Origin of the sequence: Hydrococcus rivularis NIES-593 (assembly GCF_001904635.1) — a bacterium.
Lineage (GTDB): Bacteria > Cyanobacteriota > Cyanobacteriia > Cyanobacteriales > Microcystaceae > Hydrococcus > Hydrococcus rivularis.
This window is the reverse complement of record NZ_MRCB01000026.1, coordinates 39,123-54,239: the sequence shown is the minus strand read 5'-3', so window position 1 is coordinate 54,239 and position 15,117 is coordinate 39,123. Positions and strand designations below refer to the sequence as shown.

Genomic DNA, 15,117 nt, shown 5'->3' with positions numbered 1-15,117 from the left:
CACCGAGCTACTTCGGCACTGCCAAGGTTATAGTATAACGCAGAAGTTAAACAATATACTATTCGGCGAACTAAAAAAACATGAAAAATTCACAGCTAAACCAGCGCAGTAGCAATGGGACAAACTCCCTTAAGCAGCGCGATCCTCAAAAATATGCACGATTGATGGCTGAAGCGCAAGCTCCCTACAAAGGGCTAAGATCGTTTATCTATCTAGCTTTTGGGGCTTCTGGTTCGATCGGCGCTCTAGTTTTTCTCGCTCAGTTAGCAGCAGGAAAGGATGTGACTTCAGCTTTACCTAATTTTGCTTTGCAAGTTGGTTTAGTTGTTTTGATGGTCCGGTTATTTCGCTGGGAAAAAGATAACTGAGGTTTGTTATTCGTCCTTTTAGCTTTGTGTAGTATAATATAGCACTAATATGAATTCTATTATCGAACAGCTAAATAATCGTTTTAGCGAAGCATTGGTCGCGGTTTTTGGTTCTGATTTGGCAGAAGTCGATCCACTGATTTTTCCTGCCAGCAATCCTAAATTTGGCGATTATCAGTCTAATATTGCACTATCTATAGCCAAACAATTAGGTCAACAACCGCGAGCGATCGCGCAACAATTAGTCGATAATTTAAAACTTGCCGATCTCTGCGAAAACCCAACAATTGCAGGTCCTGGTTTTATTAATCTTACCCTCAAACCAGCTTACTTAGAAACTCAGCTTAATTCTCTTCAAAAAGACTTTCGTTTAGGAGTAGAAAAAGCAAAACATTTCCAGCGAGTTATTGTTGATTTCTCCAGTCCAAATATTGCCAAAGAAATGCACGTCGGACACCTGCGTTCTACGATTATTGGAGACTGTATCGCTCGCATTCTCGAATTTCGAGGACATGAGGTATTGCGTCTCAACCATGTAGGCGATTGGGGAACCCAATTTGGCATGTTGATTGCTTATTTAAGAGAAGTTTTTCCCGATGCTTTAACGACGGCAGACGTACTAGATATAGGAGACTTGGTAACGTTTTACAAACAAGCCAAAATTCGCTTTGATGAGGATGAAAATTTTCGGGAAATAGCTAGACAAGAAGTTGTCAAGTTACAAGCAGGCGCAGAAGATAGCCGACATGCATGGCAATTGCTATGCGATCAATCTCGTCGCGAATTTCAAGTTATCTACGATCTCCTAGATATTAAACTAACCGAACGAGGAGAATCTTTTTATAATCCTTTGCTACCTGAAGTTATTGAAGATTTAGACAAGCAAGGTTTGTTAAAAGAAGATGCAGGAGCAAAGTGCGTTTTTCTCGAAGGATTTACTAATAAAGAAGGTCAGCCATTACCTTTAATCGTCCAGAAATCCGATGGTGGTTACAATTATGCAACCACTGATTTAGCAGCCATTAAATATCGCGTGCAACAAGATGGTGCGGAAAGAATTATTTATGTTACCGATGCCGGACAATCCCATCACTTTTCTCAAGTTTTTCAAGTAGCAAAACGTGCTGGATTTCTGCCGGATAATGTAGAAGTCGTTCACGTTCCTTTTGGCTTAGTTTTAGGAGAAGATGGGAGAAAGCTAAAAACTCGTTCCGGAGATACGATCAAATTAAAAGATTTATTAGATGAAGCAGTCGATCGCGCTCGTAAAGATTTGGAACAAAGATTAGAACAAGAAAATCGAAGAGAATCAAAAGAATTTATCGATCGCGTTGCTCGAGTAGTCGGAATTAGTGCGGTAAAATATGCTGATTTAAGCCAGAATCGCACGAGCAATTATATCTTTAGTTATGACAAAATGCTTTCCCTTCAAGGAAATACAGCTCCTTATATGCTTTATGCCTATGCTAGAGTAAAAAGTATCGGTCGCGAGGGAAATATTGATTTTGAAAGCATAGCAGAAGATTCTAAAGCGATCTTAGAACATGAAACCGAGTTAGCTTTAGCCAAAGCAATTCTACAGTTAAGCGAAGTTATTAAGCATGTAGAAAGAGATTTGATGCCCAATCGTCTGTGTGAATATTTGTATGAGGAAGTGAGTAAAAAATTCAACAGATTTTATGAGAATTGTCCCGTTCTCAAAGCAGAAGAACCCCTCCGGACATCTCGATTGATTTTGTGCGATTTAACGGCGCGAACTTTGAAATTAGGGTTATCTTTATTGGGAATTCCAGTATTGGAACGGATGTAACATAAAAATCCTATAAGACGGACTTTAGCATCTTAGCTACTTACAGCTTATCCCAGAAGTATATAATGCCATGTTGAGCGTAGCGATCGCGAAGCGAAACATTTTCTACCAATTCACAATTCACAATTTGCAACAATCGGTTCGCAATTAGTCAGACGTTCTGTGTGTGGCGAGTTTTTGACAATAGAAGTAAGGCATCAAGTAAAAATAAGTAGTGCGAGCGTCTTGCTCGCGCTTCTCATGATGCCCGCACTACGAATTCAAAATTGTTCAACTTATTATTGCAAAACTCCTAAGGGCGCGTTTTTAGATAAACCCGCTTTTACTTCTCAATTCAAAATCCGCCGTTCTCCTTGAAGAGGTTCAAGGAGCGTGCGGCGGCTTTGCCAAAATGGGATTGTATACCAACTCCAATCCTAGATTCTTCGTTACGTTCTCCTGCACTGGGAATCACAAAATGGACTGTTGGAATGCCCTGTTAGCTATAGTTTCGTGAGTAGGTTTACAGACTTACAGACAAAGCTGTTTGCCTTCCCGCAACTTTTGCGAAATGGCATCAGCTCTAGTGTAAGGTAATTAACAGTTTGCTCGGATGGTTTTGAACTAACGGTCGGTCTGCCGATTTGTAATGACAGATAAAGCAAAGCAGTAGACGTAAAAGCAAGTAATAATCTTTCCCACATCTCACACCACCAAAATTAGAAGACTTGCTTAGTTCGCTCTTCGTTGCGTTTCGCCTCTCTTTGAAGAGGGGAATTTAAACTTTAGAATAAATCTAGGTCTGCCAAACGGTAAACGTCTCTGTGACAGTATTTAAATTGGCGCAGATGCGCTCTCCATACTACAAAAAAAACACTTTGTCAAGTGTTCGTAATAGTCTCTTCGGTAAATCTTGTAGACCTATGACGACTACAACTCCCACTCAACTCCCCATCCCTTCTTTTTTCGATCGCAAAAAAGTCGGTGAAGTTTGGCGAGTTCCCTACCAACAGAGGGCAGCAGAAGCTAAAGCTTGGGCAAAACAGCACAATATTAAACCGGCTGCGGAGGATAAAACTCGTGTTGGTTTAGTATTAATTGACGTACAAAATACCTTTTGTATTCCGGAATTCGAACTATTTGTCGGCGGACAATCCGGTAAAGGTGCAGTTGAGGATAATATCCGTTTGTGCGAGTTTATTTATCACAATCTAGATGTCATTACAGAAATTGCTGCGACGATGGATACGCATACCGCTATGCAAATTTTCCATCCGATTTTTTGGATAAATGATGCGGGAGAACATCCGATTCCGGCGGCAACGACGATAAGTCTTGAAGATCTTGAAAAAGGCTTGTGGAAAGTTAATCCAGCTGTCGCGGCTAGTCTTGCTGGCAGCAATTATTCAGCATTACAAAAACACGCACTGCATTATGTTAAAAAACTGAGCGAAGCCGGAAAATATCTCCTGACGGTATGGCCCTACCACTCCATGTTAGGAGGGATCGGTCACGCCTTAGTTTCTGCTGTAGAAGAAGCCATTTTTTTCCACAATATTGCTAGAAACAGTCAAACTATTTTTGAGATCAAAGGAAACAATCCTCTAACAGAAAATTATTCGGTATTGCGTCCAGAAGTTTTAGAAGGTGCAGACGGAGTCGCGATCGCGTTCAAAAATACTCGTTTTCTAGAAAAATTACTCGAATATGAGGCAATTATCATTGCAGGGCAAGCCAAAAGTCACTGCGTCGCTTGGACGATTGACGACCTATTAACGGAAATTTTGGCACGAGATCCCAGCTTAGCTAAAAAAGTTTACTTACTAGAAGATTGTACCTCTCCCGTCGTCGTTCCCGGTGTTATCGATTTTACCGAACAAGCCGATGCTGCCTTCCAACGCTTTGCCAAGGCAGGAATGAAAATTGTCAATTCTACAGACGCGATCGCGAATTTCCTTAATTAATAGCATCAAATGACTGATTACTGATAGTAGCTGCTGGCAAAATTAACATAGCATCGCCAAAGGAATAAAATCGATACCTTTGCTGTACGGCTTCGCGATATAAAGCCAAAACGCGATCGCGGCCGATTAGCGCACTCAGTAAAATTAATAAACTAGAACGAGGCAGATGGAAATTAGTAATCATTCCCTCTACTACTCGCCAGCGATAGCCGGGATAAATAAATAAATCCGTCTTCCCGCGAAATGGACGTAAAAACTCTTCGCCAGCTTTTTCGGTTTCCTGGGCAGCGCCTTCTAACGCTCGTGCTACTGTTGTCCCGACAGCAATAATTCTCCCACCCTTGGCTTTGGTTCCCTTTATCTTCTCCACCGTCGCTTCGGGAACCTCCAGCCATTCCTGATGCATGACGTGTTGGGTAATATCTTCGACTTCTATAGGACGAAACGTGCCAACGCCGACGTGAAGTGTTATATGAGCTTTTTGAATGCCTTTCTCTTCCAGGCGTTGAAACAGTTCTTCAGTAAAATGCAATCCCGCCGTCGGTGCTGCAACCGAACCAGCTTGTTGGGCATAAATTGTTTGATATTGGTCGGGTAGAGCTTGAGAGTGTGTCACGTAGGGAGGAAAAGGAATTTGACCGAATTTATCTAATAAATCCCACAAAGATTGACCGGAGGGCAGCTCAAATTCTAACAATCTTCCGCTCGTCGCTTCATCCCTAGCGATGACCGTTGCCTTGAGAAAAACCCCTTCTGGTAGCTCTCCTGAGGCAGGATGAAACAAAATTTTCGTTCCTATTTTGAACCGCTTGCCCGGTTTGACTAGCGCCAGCCAGCAGTTCTCTTGTTTCTCCTCTAAGAGTAGGATCTCGACAGGAGAGCCAGTCGATTTGTGTCCATAGAGTCGTGCGGGGATGACGCGAGTGTTGTTGAGAACCAGTAAATCTCCGGGTTGCAGCCAGTCTGGTAAATCGCGAAAAATGCTGTGAACGTGGGTTGTAGGGGAGTTAACCACTAACAAGCGCGAATTATCTCTAGGCACTACTGGATTTTGGGCGATTAACTCCGTTGGTAGCTCGTAATCATAGTTTGACAATAACTGATTGGCGGTTTTTTCTGGGGGATCGGTCATTGCTTCTCGTTCATTGTTGACTAACAATCAATAATTAACAATAAATAATCAAATTGGGTAATTTCCCCCATTGTAAATCGAGTAGATCGGGGGCTTTTCCCCTAGAAAGTAGAAGATGTTTCTTGCCACACTAAAAATAAGGCATCTACAAAGGGAACTGGCGGCAAGTATGGATTATGTCTATTTTTTAGCCAATGCTAGCCTGACATTGCGAGTGATAGAGTATCTTCGCATGATGAATTATCAGTCTGCGTGTTCGATGACAGTGATTCATCAGATTAATGGCTGGATTGTCAGAGTTAAGTTCAAGCAACCTCTTTCGCCCTACGAACACGGAAATTTTCGGGCGTTTATGAATGAATTGGGCATTCCCTATCAACCAGAAATTCGGATCCAAATGGTCTTTTGGAGTTTAGATACCGCCCAATCGACCGTTGATGTAATGCGTCGCTATCAAGTCGCGATCGTTTCCCACGGTACTCCAGATACGAGCGATATCGAAGCGTTTCGCGAACAGTTTACCAATGGTTTGGGGTATTGCCCAGAAACATTGGCTTAGGAAGTCAACCCAATTATTAATTTTATCTGCGATCGCGCTGCTAGAGGAGATCTTTCTTTCGGCAATTCCTCTGGCAATAAATTGGTAGGTGGGTTATTAACTACTTGAGGGAAACCGGAGTTACATCGATAGGAAGATGAGAGCTACTGTAGGGCGGTTAGCGAAGGTCTTTGCCATTGTGAGCGATTGCAAGCCATCGCGGCTGATGAGAATCTTATCTGCACCGAAAGAAAGGGACTTGGAGGCGGAAAAACAGTAAAATAAGGAGCGATCGGCGCAATTGTAAACTTTATACGGAGGCGACGTTTCCTAAGCGTCCGATGCCAAGATCGATAGATGCATTTCAGTGCGCGTCCCCACGGTACAGACTAACGTCTGTGCCGTGGCTTTCCATGCCAAAATTAGATGATTAATGACCGGCGCTCAGATGAATATTTTAGAAAGTCTCAAAATGGCATCCTCGACGCTAGTTGCGAATAAACTTCGTAGCGGCTTGACGATGCTTGGAATTGTGATTGGCAACGCTTCGGTTATTGCGATGATAGGCGTGGGACAGGGAGCACAAAAACTGGCAGCCGAACAATTTGAATCGCTCGGACCCAACGTGCTTTTCATCGTTCCAGGTTCCGAACAAGCGCGTCGCACGCAATTTAATTTGCCAAAAACGCTAGTATTGGCGGATGCAGAAGCGATCGCCACTCAAGTGCCGACAGTCAAAGAAGTCGCCCCCCAAATCAATCAGACAGCGGTAATGAGCTATCGAAATCGCAATGCCAACGATACGGTTATTGGCACGACCCCCGAATTTTTAAGCGTCAGAAGCTTCAAAATCGATCGCGGACGATTTATTAATGACATCGATATTAAGCGCAACACTCGCGTCGTTGTTCTGGGTTCGGAATTGTCTGAAAAACTTTTTGGCAATCGCGATCCGATTGGCAAACGGATCAGAATCAGAAATGTTACGTTTGAAGTCATCGGTTTGATGAAAGCCAAAGGATCTTTCATTGGAGACAATCAGGATAGAAAAGCCTTTATTCCTCTCACGACCATGGCAAATCAAATTGTCGGACAGACATCTCCCTACGGCCTAGAAGTGAGTTGGATTAACGTAACGGCTAAAGACGAACAAAGCATTCGCGCAGCTAAGTTTCAGATCGAAAATTTACTGCGATTGCGCCATAAAATTACCGACGAGGACGATTTCGGCGTTCAAACCCAAAAAGATATTTTAACCATCGTCGGTACGATAACGACCGGACTAACGTTCCTGTTGGCAGCGATCGCGGGAATTTCTCTAATCGTCGGCGGCATCGGCGTGATGAATATCATGCTGGTTTCCGTGACGGAACGAACTCAAGAAATCGGACTGCGCAAAGCGATCGGAGCTAGGGAAGGAGATATTCTCGTCCAGTTCCTCATCGAAGCAGTGATTGTCTCGGCAGTTGGAGGAATTTTAGGAATCTTGATTGGCATTGGCGCAGTTACGCTGACAGGAGCCTTATCTCCTCTCAAACCTAGCGTCTCGCCAACCGCTATTTTGCTATCAGTTGGGGTTTCTGGCGGCATTGGTCTATTCTTTGGCGTGGTTCCCGCCCAAAGAGCAGCAAAACTCGATCCCATCGTGGCATTGAGAAGCATTTGATAGATTAGCATAGAAATATTGACGCTAGCGATTAGCGACCCAGGAGACTACCGTGAATGACAATTTTCCAAAACTATTATGGTTAAATGATTCGGGGTTAAGCTGCTTGCTGACTCTACTGCTATTGGGTTTGTTGTTAGGGTCAGTCGGATTGGGCTGGATAGTCAATAGCTTTTTGATTCTGTTAGCCCTGCTGCTGTTTTTGCCCATTGTTGCTTTTTGGGGGTTTCGTTGGTGGGTAAAAAGCAATCTGGTTGAAGACAAATGCCCGGTATGCAATTATGAATTTACTGGATTCAATCGCACCGAATGTCGATGCCCCAACTGCGGCGAACCCCTCAAAGTCGAAGCGGGTCGCTTTCAGCGCTTGACTCCGCCGGGAACGATCGATGTAGAAGCTATAGAAGTCTCGGCGAAGCAGCTAGAAGATTAGGAGAGGGAAAGTCGGAAGTCGGAAGTAGAGGGAGCGTGGGGAGTTGAGGGACAAGGGAGACTGGGGAACTGGGAGACAAGGAAGAGTGGGGAGATGGGGAGACGATTAACGACTAACCACGGTACGGGCGTTTTTTTTTGACTAAATATAGGTAAATCTCTAGGGTTTTTAGATAAACTCGCCCCTACTAACCAATGACCAATCCCCAATCCAAAATCCAAAATAAAATAACTGCTTTCTGTTACAGAATTTGAAGTTCTACTATCTTTTGTATGAGGAAATTCAGTCCCTAGGGTAAACTAGCCCATAATCCGGAATCTTGATAACAAGGAGAACACTCGGTTAAGGAGCCGATATTCAATGTCTCATAGCGTTAAAATTTACGATACCTGCATCGGTTGCACCCAGTGCGTTCGGGCTTGTCCCCTAGACGTTTTGGAGATGGTGCCTTGGGATGGCTGTAAAGCTGGTCAAATTGCCTCTTCTCCGCGTACTGAAGACTGCGTTGGCTGCAAGCGATGCGAAACGGCTTGTCCTACAGACTTTTTGAGCATCCGCGTTTATTTGGGAGCGGAAACCACTCGAAGCATGGGACTGGCTTATTAAGAAAAACGCGGTTTAAGCGTGTAGATTCTCAGTACATTGCAAATGCCTTTAACATCCTAAAAAAAAGAGAGAGCGTTTGGCTCTCTCTTTTGTGTTAGTCAAATCTCTACTAACTGACCAAACAAACTGCCGCACCCAGTCCTGCCATCATTTCTTCTGCGGTGATCTGACCGTCGCGATCGACATCTAACGCATCGAATACGACATCGGTTCCCGCCCATTCTTCGCGGGTGATATATCCATCCCCATCCAAATCGTAGATGCGGAAAAGATCGGCGGTGGTCGTACAAATATCGGCTTGACCTTCAAGGCGGGCTAGGCGATCGGCTAGTAGGGTCTCTAAGACTTCTAACGCCTTGGTAAATCCTGCAATGCCTTCGGTTAGTTTTTCTGATGCCATACGGTCTTCGGCGTGCATCTTGTCAAAGGTTTCTTTGTCCATAGAAATCTTCTCGATGTCTGCTTTCGCCGCCAGTTGGGGGTCTAACTTGCGAGGCAATTCTCCTTGAGTCGATTGCAATTCATTTAATAAAGCTGGAGAAATGGTCAGCAAATCGCAACCGGCTAGTTCGGTAATCTCGCCAAGATTGCGGAAGCTTGCTCCCATGACCTCGGTATGGTAACCGAATTTTTTGTAGTAGTTATAAATTTTGGTGACGGATAGCACGCCGGGATCTTCGGCGGGGGGATAGCTATCGCGTCCCGTTTCTTTTTTGTACCAGTCTAAAATTCGTCCGACAAAGGGAGAGATTAAAGTAACTCCTGCTTCCGCACAAGCGATCGCCTGATGGATGCCGAACAGCAGCGTTAAATTGCAGTGAATTCCCTCTTTTTCTAAGATTTCAGCCGCTTTGATGCCTTCCCAAGTGGAGGCAATTTTAATCAAAACGCGATCGCGCTTGATGCCCGCTGCTTCGTACTGAGAGATGAGGTAGCGAGCCTTGGCGATAGTTGCCTCTGTGTCATAGGATAATCTTGCGTCTACCTCCGTGGATACCCGTCCGGGAATAATCTGCAAAATCTTTAAGCCAAAGGAAATTGCCAGGCGATCGACTGCCAATCTCACCACTTCGGAAGCGTCGGCACCCTTGCCGAGTTCCTTCCTTGCCTTTTTGAGCGTCTCATCGACAATGCCTTGATACTGGGGCATTTGTGCGGCAGCGGTGATGAGAGAGGGATTAGTCGTCGCATCGCGAGGCTTAAATGTTTCGATCGCTTGGATATCCCCCGTATCCGCTACTACGATCGTCATTTCCCGCAGTTGTTCGAGTAAATTCCTTGCCATTGGTTTTCTCCGATCGAATTAACTTTGAGAATTTATCATTCATCATTCATCATTCCCCAACATTGTTGGGCGATCGCCCAATCTTCTTCAGTATGAATGACTAACACCCCCACAGTCGAATCTCGTGTTGCTATATTCGCATCTACCGGGCGATTGTCGTTCTTTTCTTTATCTAACTTTAATCCCAAAAACTCGAAGGCTTGACAGGCTTTTTCCCTCACGCTGGCTGCATTTTCTCCCACGCCTGCGGTAAACACTATGGCATCTAAACCGCCAAGGGAGGCAAGCATCGACCCGATACAGGCTCTCAGTCTATGAATATAAATATCAACAGCAAGTTGGGCGCGTTGATTTCCTTGAGCGATCGCGGCTTCTATTGCCCGCCAATCGGACGAAACTCCCGATACGCCCTTTAAACCCGATTCTTGGTTAAGCATTTCATTGATGCGATCAGCATCAAAATCGTATTCCCGCATCAGGTAAATGAGAATTGCCGGATCGATGGAACCGCTGCGACTTCCCATCATCAACCCCTCTAGGGGCGTAAATCCCATCGTGGTATCGATGCTGATGCCGTTTTTAATGGCAGCCAAGGAACAGCCATTCCCCAAATGACAGGTGATGAGTTTTAGCGATTCTAGCGGTTTGCCGAGGAGTTGGGCTGCTCGTCGGGCACAATATTGATGGCTGATGCCGTGAAAACCATAGCGACGAATTCCCCTCTCAAACCACTCGTAGGGAATGGGATAAACGGCTGCTTGAGGTGGCATTTGACCGTGAAAGGCGGTATCGAAAACGGCGACTTGAGGAATATCGCCCAATACCTGGGCGATCGCGTCAATTCCTTCTAAATGCGCGGGGTTGTGTGCGGGTGCTAGCGGGATGAGGTGAGCGATCGCCGCTTTGACGGCTGGCGTGATTCGGGTGGCTTGAGTATAGTCGATTCCACCGTGTACGACGCGATGACCGACGACATCGATTTCTGACAACTGTTCTATGACTTTAGTTTTTCCCCGCACTAGAGTTTCTAGCATTCGTGCGATTCCTTGGGGGCGATCGCTCGATTCTAATTCGATCTCTATTGTCGATCCCTGAGCTTTTACGCTTAAAACGCCTCCATCTGTCGTTGCCGTCCAATCGATACTCGCTTTCCATAAGGGTTCACTTGCTTGCTCTGGCAAGGTTTCTCCTGCGATTTCGTACAAGCTACTTTTGTGAGTGCTAGAACCCGCATTCAAGATTAAAACTTTCATGAGACTGGGGGGTAAATTGGGGCTATCTACTACTAATTTATTTTTATTAACAGCTTTGTTGGCAGGGGACACAATTTAAAACTTCATTTTCTTTAGCTTGGCAAGAGAAAACCAAGAAAGTACTTCGAGATTTAAAGTCAATAAATTCTTAAATTTTTACAGGATTTACTGAGTAAGCGATCGCAATTAAAGAGAACGCGATCGATCTCAACTCAATCCAATATCTTAAATTGCATAAAAATGCAATGGGTAAATTAATTATTAGTTTAATCCAAAACAAACTCAAATAAGATTGAGATTTTTAAACATCCATGCAATTTAAGTTTCTTGTTTTAATTTTTATGATTTTCTGGCATTCAACTGCTAATATAACGATGAGATAATGGGCATTATAATTACCTTTTTCAATCTATGACCAAGGATCGCCAAGCTCGTGCTGCTTTCAAAGAAAGAATCAGAATTTACGAAAATTCTTATCAATTACCCGTTTTATTTAGCCCATTTTTTTTAGAACTGAAGGAAAATATTAAGGCTAGACAAAAATTAGTTCAACAAGGAATTCGGTCGCAATCTCAGTGGTTTGGGTTAGTCAAAACTGAAGAACTGATCGGCTTTGAAGAACGCTTCGGCGAACTAGAAAAGCTAGTTCGAGACTATGATAGTATCATTCATCTTCTAAAAAAATATCAAGAAGCTTATCAACTCTTCTTCGTACAAGTAGTTGACGAACTTAGAGCGTTTGTAGGCAAACAATGTCAAGAATTAGCCGAGGCAGAACGAGAAAGGTTAGAATTAGAGAGAAGCGTTCAAGACAATGAAAATCTTCTCTCCTTCTTAAAAAGCCAAAAGCTACAAATTCTTAGAAGTGCTTTCCTACTCCATCGAGCCGCTCAATTAGTCTTAAGAAAAGTAGAACTGATTGAAAATAGTATCAAAAAACTCGCCCAAGAGCAAGAAACTCAAAGAGCCTTGCTTGAAAAAATGATGGAACGCCTTAAAAACTACGTCAGAGTTTCTCGGCTTCAGCAAAAAATTAATTGGATAGAAGAAAATATTAGAAACTTAGCAGATGTAGCTATCAATTTTGAAGACTATTTAAAAAATTATTTTGGCGCGTTTCAGAACGTAATCGAACAAGTTATTGAGATCGATAATGAGCTTTCTAGCAAGGTTGATGAAATTAGGATTTTAGTTGAGGACATTCGCAATCAAAACTCTAAATCTTTTATTTTAGATGAATCAGAAAGCTTGTCAGAAAGCCTTTTGAATTTCTTGGTCCAAAGCAATATTAAGCAAGAAAAGTTGAGAGAAACCTTTGAAAAAGTTCGAGAAGAAAATTCCATTAATTTAGATCGATTTGACTTACCCGAAGAGGTATTGAAAAAAATCTCTGTAGTAGCTGCTCTCGACTCGATTCAAGGTCGCGTTAATACTCAGCTCATACAGCGAAGTTGGGCTATACTTTGCCTTGTTGTCTCCAAGGAAAGCAATGGCGACTATCAAACGATTCAAGAAGCTATTAATAATGCGCGATCGGGAATGCGAATTCTAGTCCGTCCCGGTTTATATTTAGAAAGCCTTGTCATTGATAAACCATTAGAAATTCTCGGAGATGGAAAAGCTCAAGATATAATAATTCAAAGTCCCGATCGCGATTGCCTTCTTATGCAAACCGACTACGCAGTAGTCCGAAACTTAACATTACAGGGAAGCTCAAGACATCCAGGCGATAAAGATTTTGTAGTAAATATTCCTCAAGGTCAACTAATTGTTGAGGATTGTTATCTTACCTCTGCTTCTTTATCTTGCGTTGCCATTCATGGTGATAAAGCTAACCCTACTATTCGACGTTGTTTTATTTCTTCTGGAAAAGAAAGTGGTATTTCTGTTTACGAGAATGGTCAAGGAATAATAGAAGATTGTAATATCTTTAGCAATGGTTTAGCAGGAGCGATCATTCAAAATGGCGGGAATCCTATTATTCGTCGCTGTAAGATTTTTAAGGGAGATAGCAATGGGATTTTAGTATATGATAGCGGTCAGGGAATTATCGAAGATTGCGAAATATTTAACAATATTAATACGGGAATAGAAATCAGAGAGAATGGTCATCCAATTATTCGCAACTGTAAGATTTATCAAGGAAAAACAAGTGGAATTTTTGTGCATTCCAACGGTCAAGGTATCATAAAAAATTGTGAGATTTTTGGAAATGGTTTACAGGGAATAGCGATTGAAGAAGGCGGCAATCCAGTTATCTATCAATGTAAAATCTATCAGGAAAAAGAATCTGGAATTCTGATTTATCAAAATGGTAAAGGAATCGTAAAAGATTGTGAGATTTTTGATAATTTCCACACGGGAGTCGAAATTAGAGAAGGAAGCAATCCGTTTATCCATCAATGTAGGATTTACCACAATCACAACTGCGGCATTGTAGTTACCAAAAATGGAAAAGGAATAGTCAAGGGTTGCGATATTTTTGACAATACTTATGCCGGAATAGCAGTAACAGAGGGAAGCAATCCATTGATTCGCAAATGTAAAATTCACCGGAGCGGAAAATATGGCGTTCTCTGTGAGAAAAATAGTAAAGGAATGGTAAAAGATTGTGAAATTTTTGACAATACTTGTGCTGAAATAAAAATTAGAGAGGGTAGTAACCCATCGATTCAGCAGAGTCAGAGCGAATCGCTAAAAGAAAAGAAACTTCCAATTTCATCTCAATTTCATACAACGATAGATGAGATGATGGGAAAATTTATCTACAAAGATAGTTTATGAAAAGACGGGCTTTAGAAGAATAGAGAGCGTCATTATCGGGAAGATATAAAATGTAGTGTCTAGAGCGCTATAACGAAAGAAAAACCAGAGAAAAGACCGATGAGTTCTCAAAATTCTACCGATTCGGAAGCGATTATTGTCGCTGAAGGCGTTGAAAAGTGGTACGACAATAGTTTTCACGTTCTCCAAGGAGTCAGTCTCAGCGTCAACAAACAAGAAGTTGTTGTAATGATGGGACCTTCGGGTTCGGGAAAATCAACATTTATTCGCACGTTTAATGCCCTAGAACCCTATCAGAAAGGAAGTATCGTCATCGATGGCATAAAACTTTCTCACGACCTGAAAAATATCGATGCGATTCGTCGGGAAGTGGGAATGGTTTTTCAACAATTTAATCTTTTTCCTCATCTCACAGTACTCGATAATGTAACGCTAGCCCCCATTTGGGTGCGCCGTTGGAAGAAGCAGAAAGCAGAAGAAGTGGCAATGCAGCTACTCGAGAGAGTAGGAATTTTAGAACAGGCGCACAAGTATCCGGGACAACTGTCGGGGGGTCAGCAACAACGAGTTGCGATCGCGCGCGCTTTAGCAATGCAGCCCAAGATTATGCTATTCGACGAACCCACCTCAGCGCTAGACCCAGAAATGGTTCGGGAAGTCCTAGATGTGATGCGCACCCTAGCTAATTCCGGAATGACTATGGTTTGCGTGACTCATGAAGTCGGTTTTGCCCGCGAAGTCGCCGATCGCGTCGTATTTATGGATAGCGGTAAGATCGTAGAAATCGCCCCGCCTGACGAATTTTTTAACCATCCTAAAGAAGAACGAACCCAAAGATTTCTCTCGCAAATTTTGTAAAGGTTTGAGAGATGATTGATAAAGTAAATATTAAGAAGTCAAATGGCAGATAAACTTCAACTGCATCAATAACAATTCCGTACCAACTTGCTCTTGATTCCAACAGATAATCTTTCGGTTGCTGACCCCACCAAAGGACTGGCAGCATAACCACTTCTTATCTTTTTACTCCAAATCCTCTCAATCCCTCTGGTTGGCCCATCTCGACAGTAACATTTTGAACGACAGCAGCCGACGGTCCCCGACGGCACCAGCGAATCATTTCTTGGACTGCCGCTTTTTCTCCTTCAAAAACAGCTTCCACTCTACCATCGCTCAGATTGCGCACCCAGCCATTAAGTCCTAATTTTTCTGCCCGATCTACGGTTGAGTAGCGATACCCAACCCCTTGAACGAGTCCAGAAACCCAAACATGGGCGCGGATTATCTTCTCCGACATCG

The 15,117-nt window shown here is 43.1% G+C and carries 13 protein-coding genes; 9 read left to right on the top strand and 4 right to left on the bottom strand.

Annotated features, from left to right (window positions below; all coding sequences use genetic code 11):
- Nucleotides 1-80: 80 nt before the first annotated feature.
- The 3 genes from NIES593_RS17650 to NIES593_RS17640 all read left to right on the top strand — a co-directional run bounded on the left by NIES593_RS17650 (nucleotide 81) and on the right by NIES593_RS17640 (nucleotide 4,121).
- Nucleotides 81-368: a DUF3493 domain-containing protein gene (locus tag NIES593_RS17650; RefSeq protein ID WP_073600827.1), complete on the top strand. Its 288-nt coding sequence runs from the start codon at nucleotides 81-83 to the stop codon at nucleotides 366-368.
- Nucleotides 369-417: 49 nt separating this feature from the next.
- Entirely contained in the window at nucleotides 418-2,178 is a 1,761-nt protein-coding gene (argS, locus tag NIES593_RS17645) for an arginine--tRNA ligase (protein WP_073600826.1), read from the top strand.
- 902 nt (nucleotides 2,179-3,080) lie between these two features.
- Nucleotides 3,081-4,121: a cysteine hydrolase family protein gene (locus tag NIES593_RS17640; protein ID WP_073600825.1), complete on the top strand. Its 1,041-nt coding sequence runs from the start codon at nucleotides 3,081-3,083 to the stop codon at nucleotides 4,119-4,121.
- Here the strand turns inward: NIES593_RS17640 and queA are convergent.
- The gene (queA, locus tag NIES593_RS17635) at nucleotides 4,114-5,253 is read right to left on the bottom strand and encodes a tRNA preQ1(34) S-adenosylmethionine ribosyltransferase-isomerase QueA (RefSeq protein ID WP_073600824.1); all 1,140 of its coding nucleotides are present in this window, start codon (nucleotides 5,251-5,253) and stop codon (nucleotides 4,114-4,116) included. The two genes, NIES593_RS17640 and queA, sit on opposite strands and share 8 nt — an antisense overlap.
- A gap of 169 nt (nucleotides 5,254-5,422) precedes the next feature.
- Between queA and NIES593_RS17630 the strand changes: the two genes are divergently transcribed.
- The 4 genes from NIES593_RS17630 (at nucleotide 5,423) to psaC (ending at nucleotide 8,496) form a co-directional block, all read left to right on the top strand.
- The gene (locus NIES593_RS17630; RefSeq protein WP_073600823.1) at nucleotides 5,423-5,812 is read left to right on the top strand and encodes a hypothetical protein; all 390 of its coding nucleotides are present in this window, start codon (nucleotides 5,423-5,425) and stop codon (nucleotides 5,810-5,812) included.
- 427 nt (nucleotides 5,813-6,239) lie between these two features.
- Nucleotides 6,240-7,457 (top strand): ABC transporter permease, encoded by a 1,218-nt coding sequence (locus tag NIES593_RS17625; protein ID WP_073600844.1) that lies wholly within the window; start codon nucleotides 6,240-6,242, stop codon nucleotides 7,455-7,457.
- Nucleotides 7,458-7,509: 52 nt separating this feature from the next.
- Nucleotides 7,510-7,890 carry a hypothetical protein gene (locus NIES593_RS17620; RefSeq protein WP_073600822.1) on the top strand — a complete coding sequence of 127 codons (381 nt, stop codon included), beginning with the start codon at nucleotides 7,510-7,512 and terminating at the stop codon, nucleotides 7,888-7,890.
- 360 nt (nucleotides 7,891-8,250) lie between these two features.
- Nucleotides 8,251-8,496 (top strand): photosystem I iron-sulfur center protein PsaC, encoded by a 246-nt coding sequence (gene psaC / locus NIES593_RS17615; RefSeq protein WP_012307203.1) that lies wholly within the window; start codon nucleotides 8,251-8,253, stop codon nucleotides 8,494-8,496.
- A gap of 109 nt (nucleotides 8,497-8,605) precedes the next feature.
- On the opposite strand, the gene NIES593_RS17610 is transcribed toward psaC, so the two are convergent.
- Nucleotides 8,606-9,781 carry a transaldolase gene (locus NIES593_RS17610; protein ID WP_073600821.1) on the bottom strand — a complete coding sequence of 392 codons (1,176 nt, stop codon included), beginning with the start codon at nucleotides 9,779-9,781 and terminating at the stop codon, nucleotides 8,606-8,608.
- Between the two features lie 35 nt (nucleotides 9,782-9,816).
- On the bottom strand, nucleotides 9,817-11,034 hold the full coding sequence (locus NIES593_RS17605) for an acetate kinase (protein ID WP_073600843.1): 1,218 nt from the start codon (nucleotides 11,032-11,034) through the stop codon (nucleotides 9,817-9,819).
- A 411-nt stretch (nucleotides 11,035-11,445) separates the two neighbouring features.
- Between NIES593_RS17605 and NIES593_RS17600 the strand changes: the two genes are divergently transcribed.
- Both NIES593_RS17600 and NIES593_RS17595 read left to right on the top strand, forming a co-directional pair.
- The gene (locus tag NIES593_RS17600; RefSeq protein WP_073600820.1) at nucleotides 11,446-13,818 is read left to right on the top strand and encodes a right-handed parallel beta-helix repeat-containing protein; all 2,373 of its coding nucleotides are present in this window, start codon (nucleotides 11,446-11,448) and stop codon (nucleotides 13,816-13,818) included.
- A gap of 99 nt (nucleotides 13,819-13,917) precedes the next feature.
- Nucleotides 13,918-14,676 carry an amino acid ABC transporter ATP-binding protein gene (locus NIES593_RS17595; RefSeq protein ID WP_073600819.1) on the top strand — a complete coding sequence of 253 codons (759 nt, stop codon included), beginning with the start codon at nucleotides 13,918-13,920 and terminating at the stop codon, nucleotides 14,674-14,676.
- Nucleotides 14,677-14,833: 157 nt separating this feature from the next.
- On the opposite strand, the gene NIES593_RS17590 is transcribed toward NIES593_RS17595, so the two are convergent.
- Nucleotides 14,834-15,115, bottom strand: a complete 282-nt coding sequence (locus NIES593_RS17590; RefSeq protein WP_073600818.1) for an acylphosphatase — start codon at nucleotides 15,113-15,115, stop codon at nucleotides 14,834-14,836.
- Between the last annotated feature and the right edge of the window lie 2 nt (nucleotides 15,116-15,117).

Coding starts and splice junctions, on each gene's coding strand:
- NIES593_RS17630 (WP_073600823.1), top strand. CDS start 5,423: ATGGATTATGTCTATTTTTTAGCCAATGCTAGCCTGACATTGCGAGTG.
- NIES593_RS17600 (WP_073600820.1), top strand. CDS start 11,446: ATGACCAAGGATCGCCAAGCTCGTGCTGCTTTCAAAGAAAGAATCAGA.
- NIES593_RS17595 (WP_073600819.1), top strand. CDS start 13,918: ATGAGTTCTCAAAATTCTACCGATTCGGAAGCGATTATTGTCGCTGAA.
- NIES593_RS17605 (WP_073600843.1), bottom strand. CDS start 11,034: ATGAAAGTTTTAATCTTGAATGCGGGTTCTAGCACTCACAAAAGTAGC.
- NIES593_RS17610 (WP_073600821.1), bottom strand. CDS start 9,781: ATGGCAAGGAATTTACTCGAACAACTGCGGGAAATGACGATCGTAGTA.
- NIES593_RS17590 (WP_073600818.1), bottom strand. CDS start 15,115: ATGTCGGAGAAGATAATCCGCGCCCATGTTTGGGTTTCTGGACTCGTT.
- NIES593_RS17625 (WP_073600844.1), top strand. CDS start 6,240: ATGAATATTTTAGAAAGTCTCAAAATGGCATCCTCGACGCTAGTTGCG.
- queA (WP_073600824.1), bottom strand. CDS start 5,253: ATGACCGATCCCCCAGAAAAAACCGCCAATCAGTTATTGTCAAACTAT.
- NIES593_RS17650 (WP_073600827.1), top strand. CDS start 81: ATGAAAAATTCACAGCTAAACCAGCGCAGTAGCAATGGGACAAACTCC.
- NIES593_RS17640 (WP_073600825.1), top strand. CDS start 3,081: ATGACGACTACAACTCCCACTCAACTCCCCATCCCTTCTTTTTTCGAT.
- argS (WP_073600826.1), top strand. CDS start 418: ATGAATTCTATTATCGAACAGCTAAATAATCGTTTTAGCGAAGCATTG.
- psaC (WP_012307203.1), top strand. CDS start 8,251: ATGTCTCATAGCGTTAAAATTTACGATACCTGCATCGGTTGCACCCAG.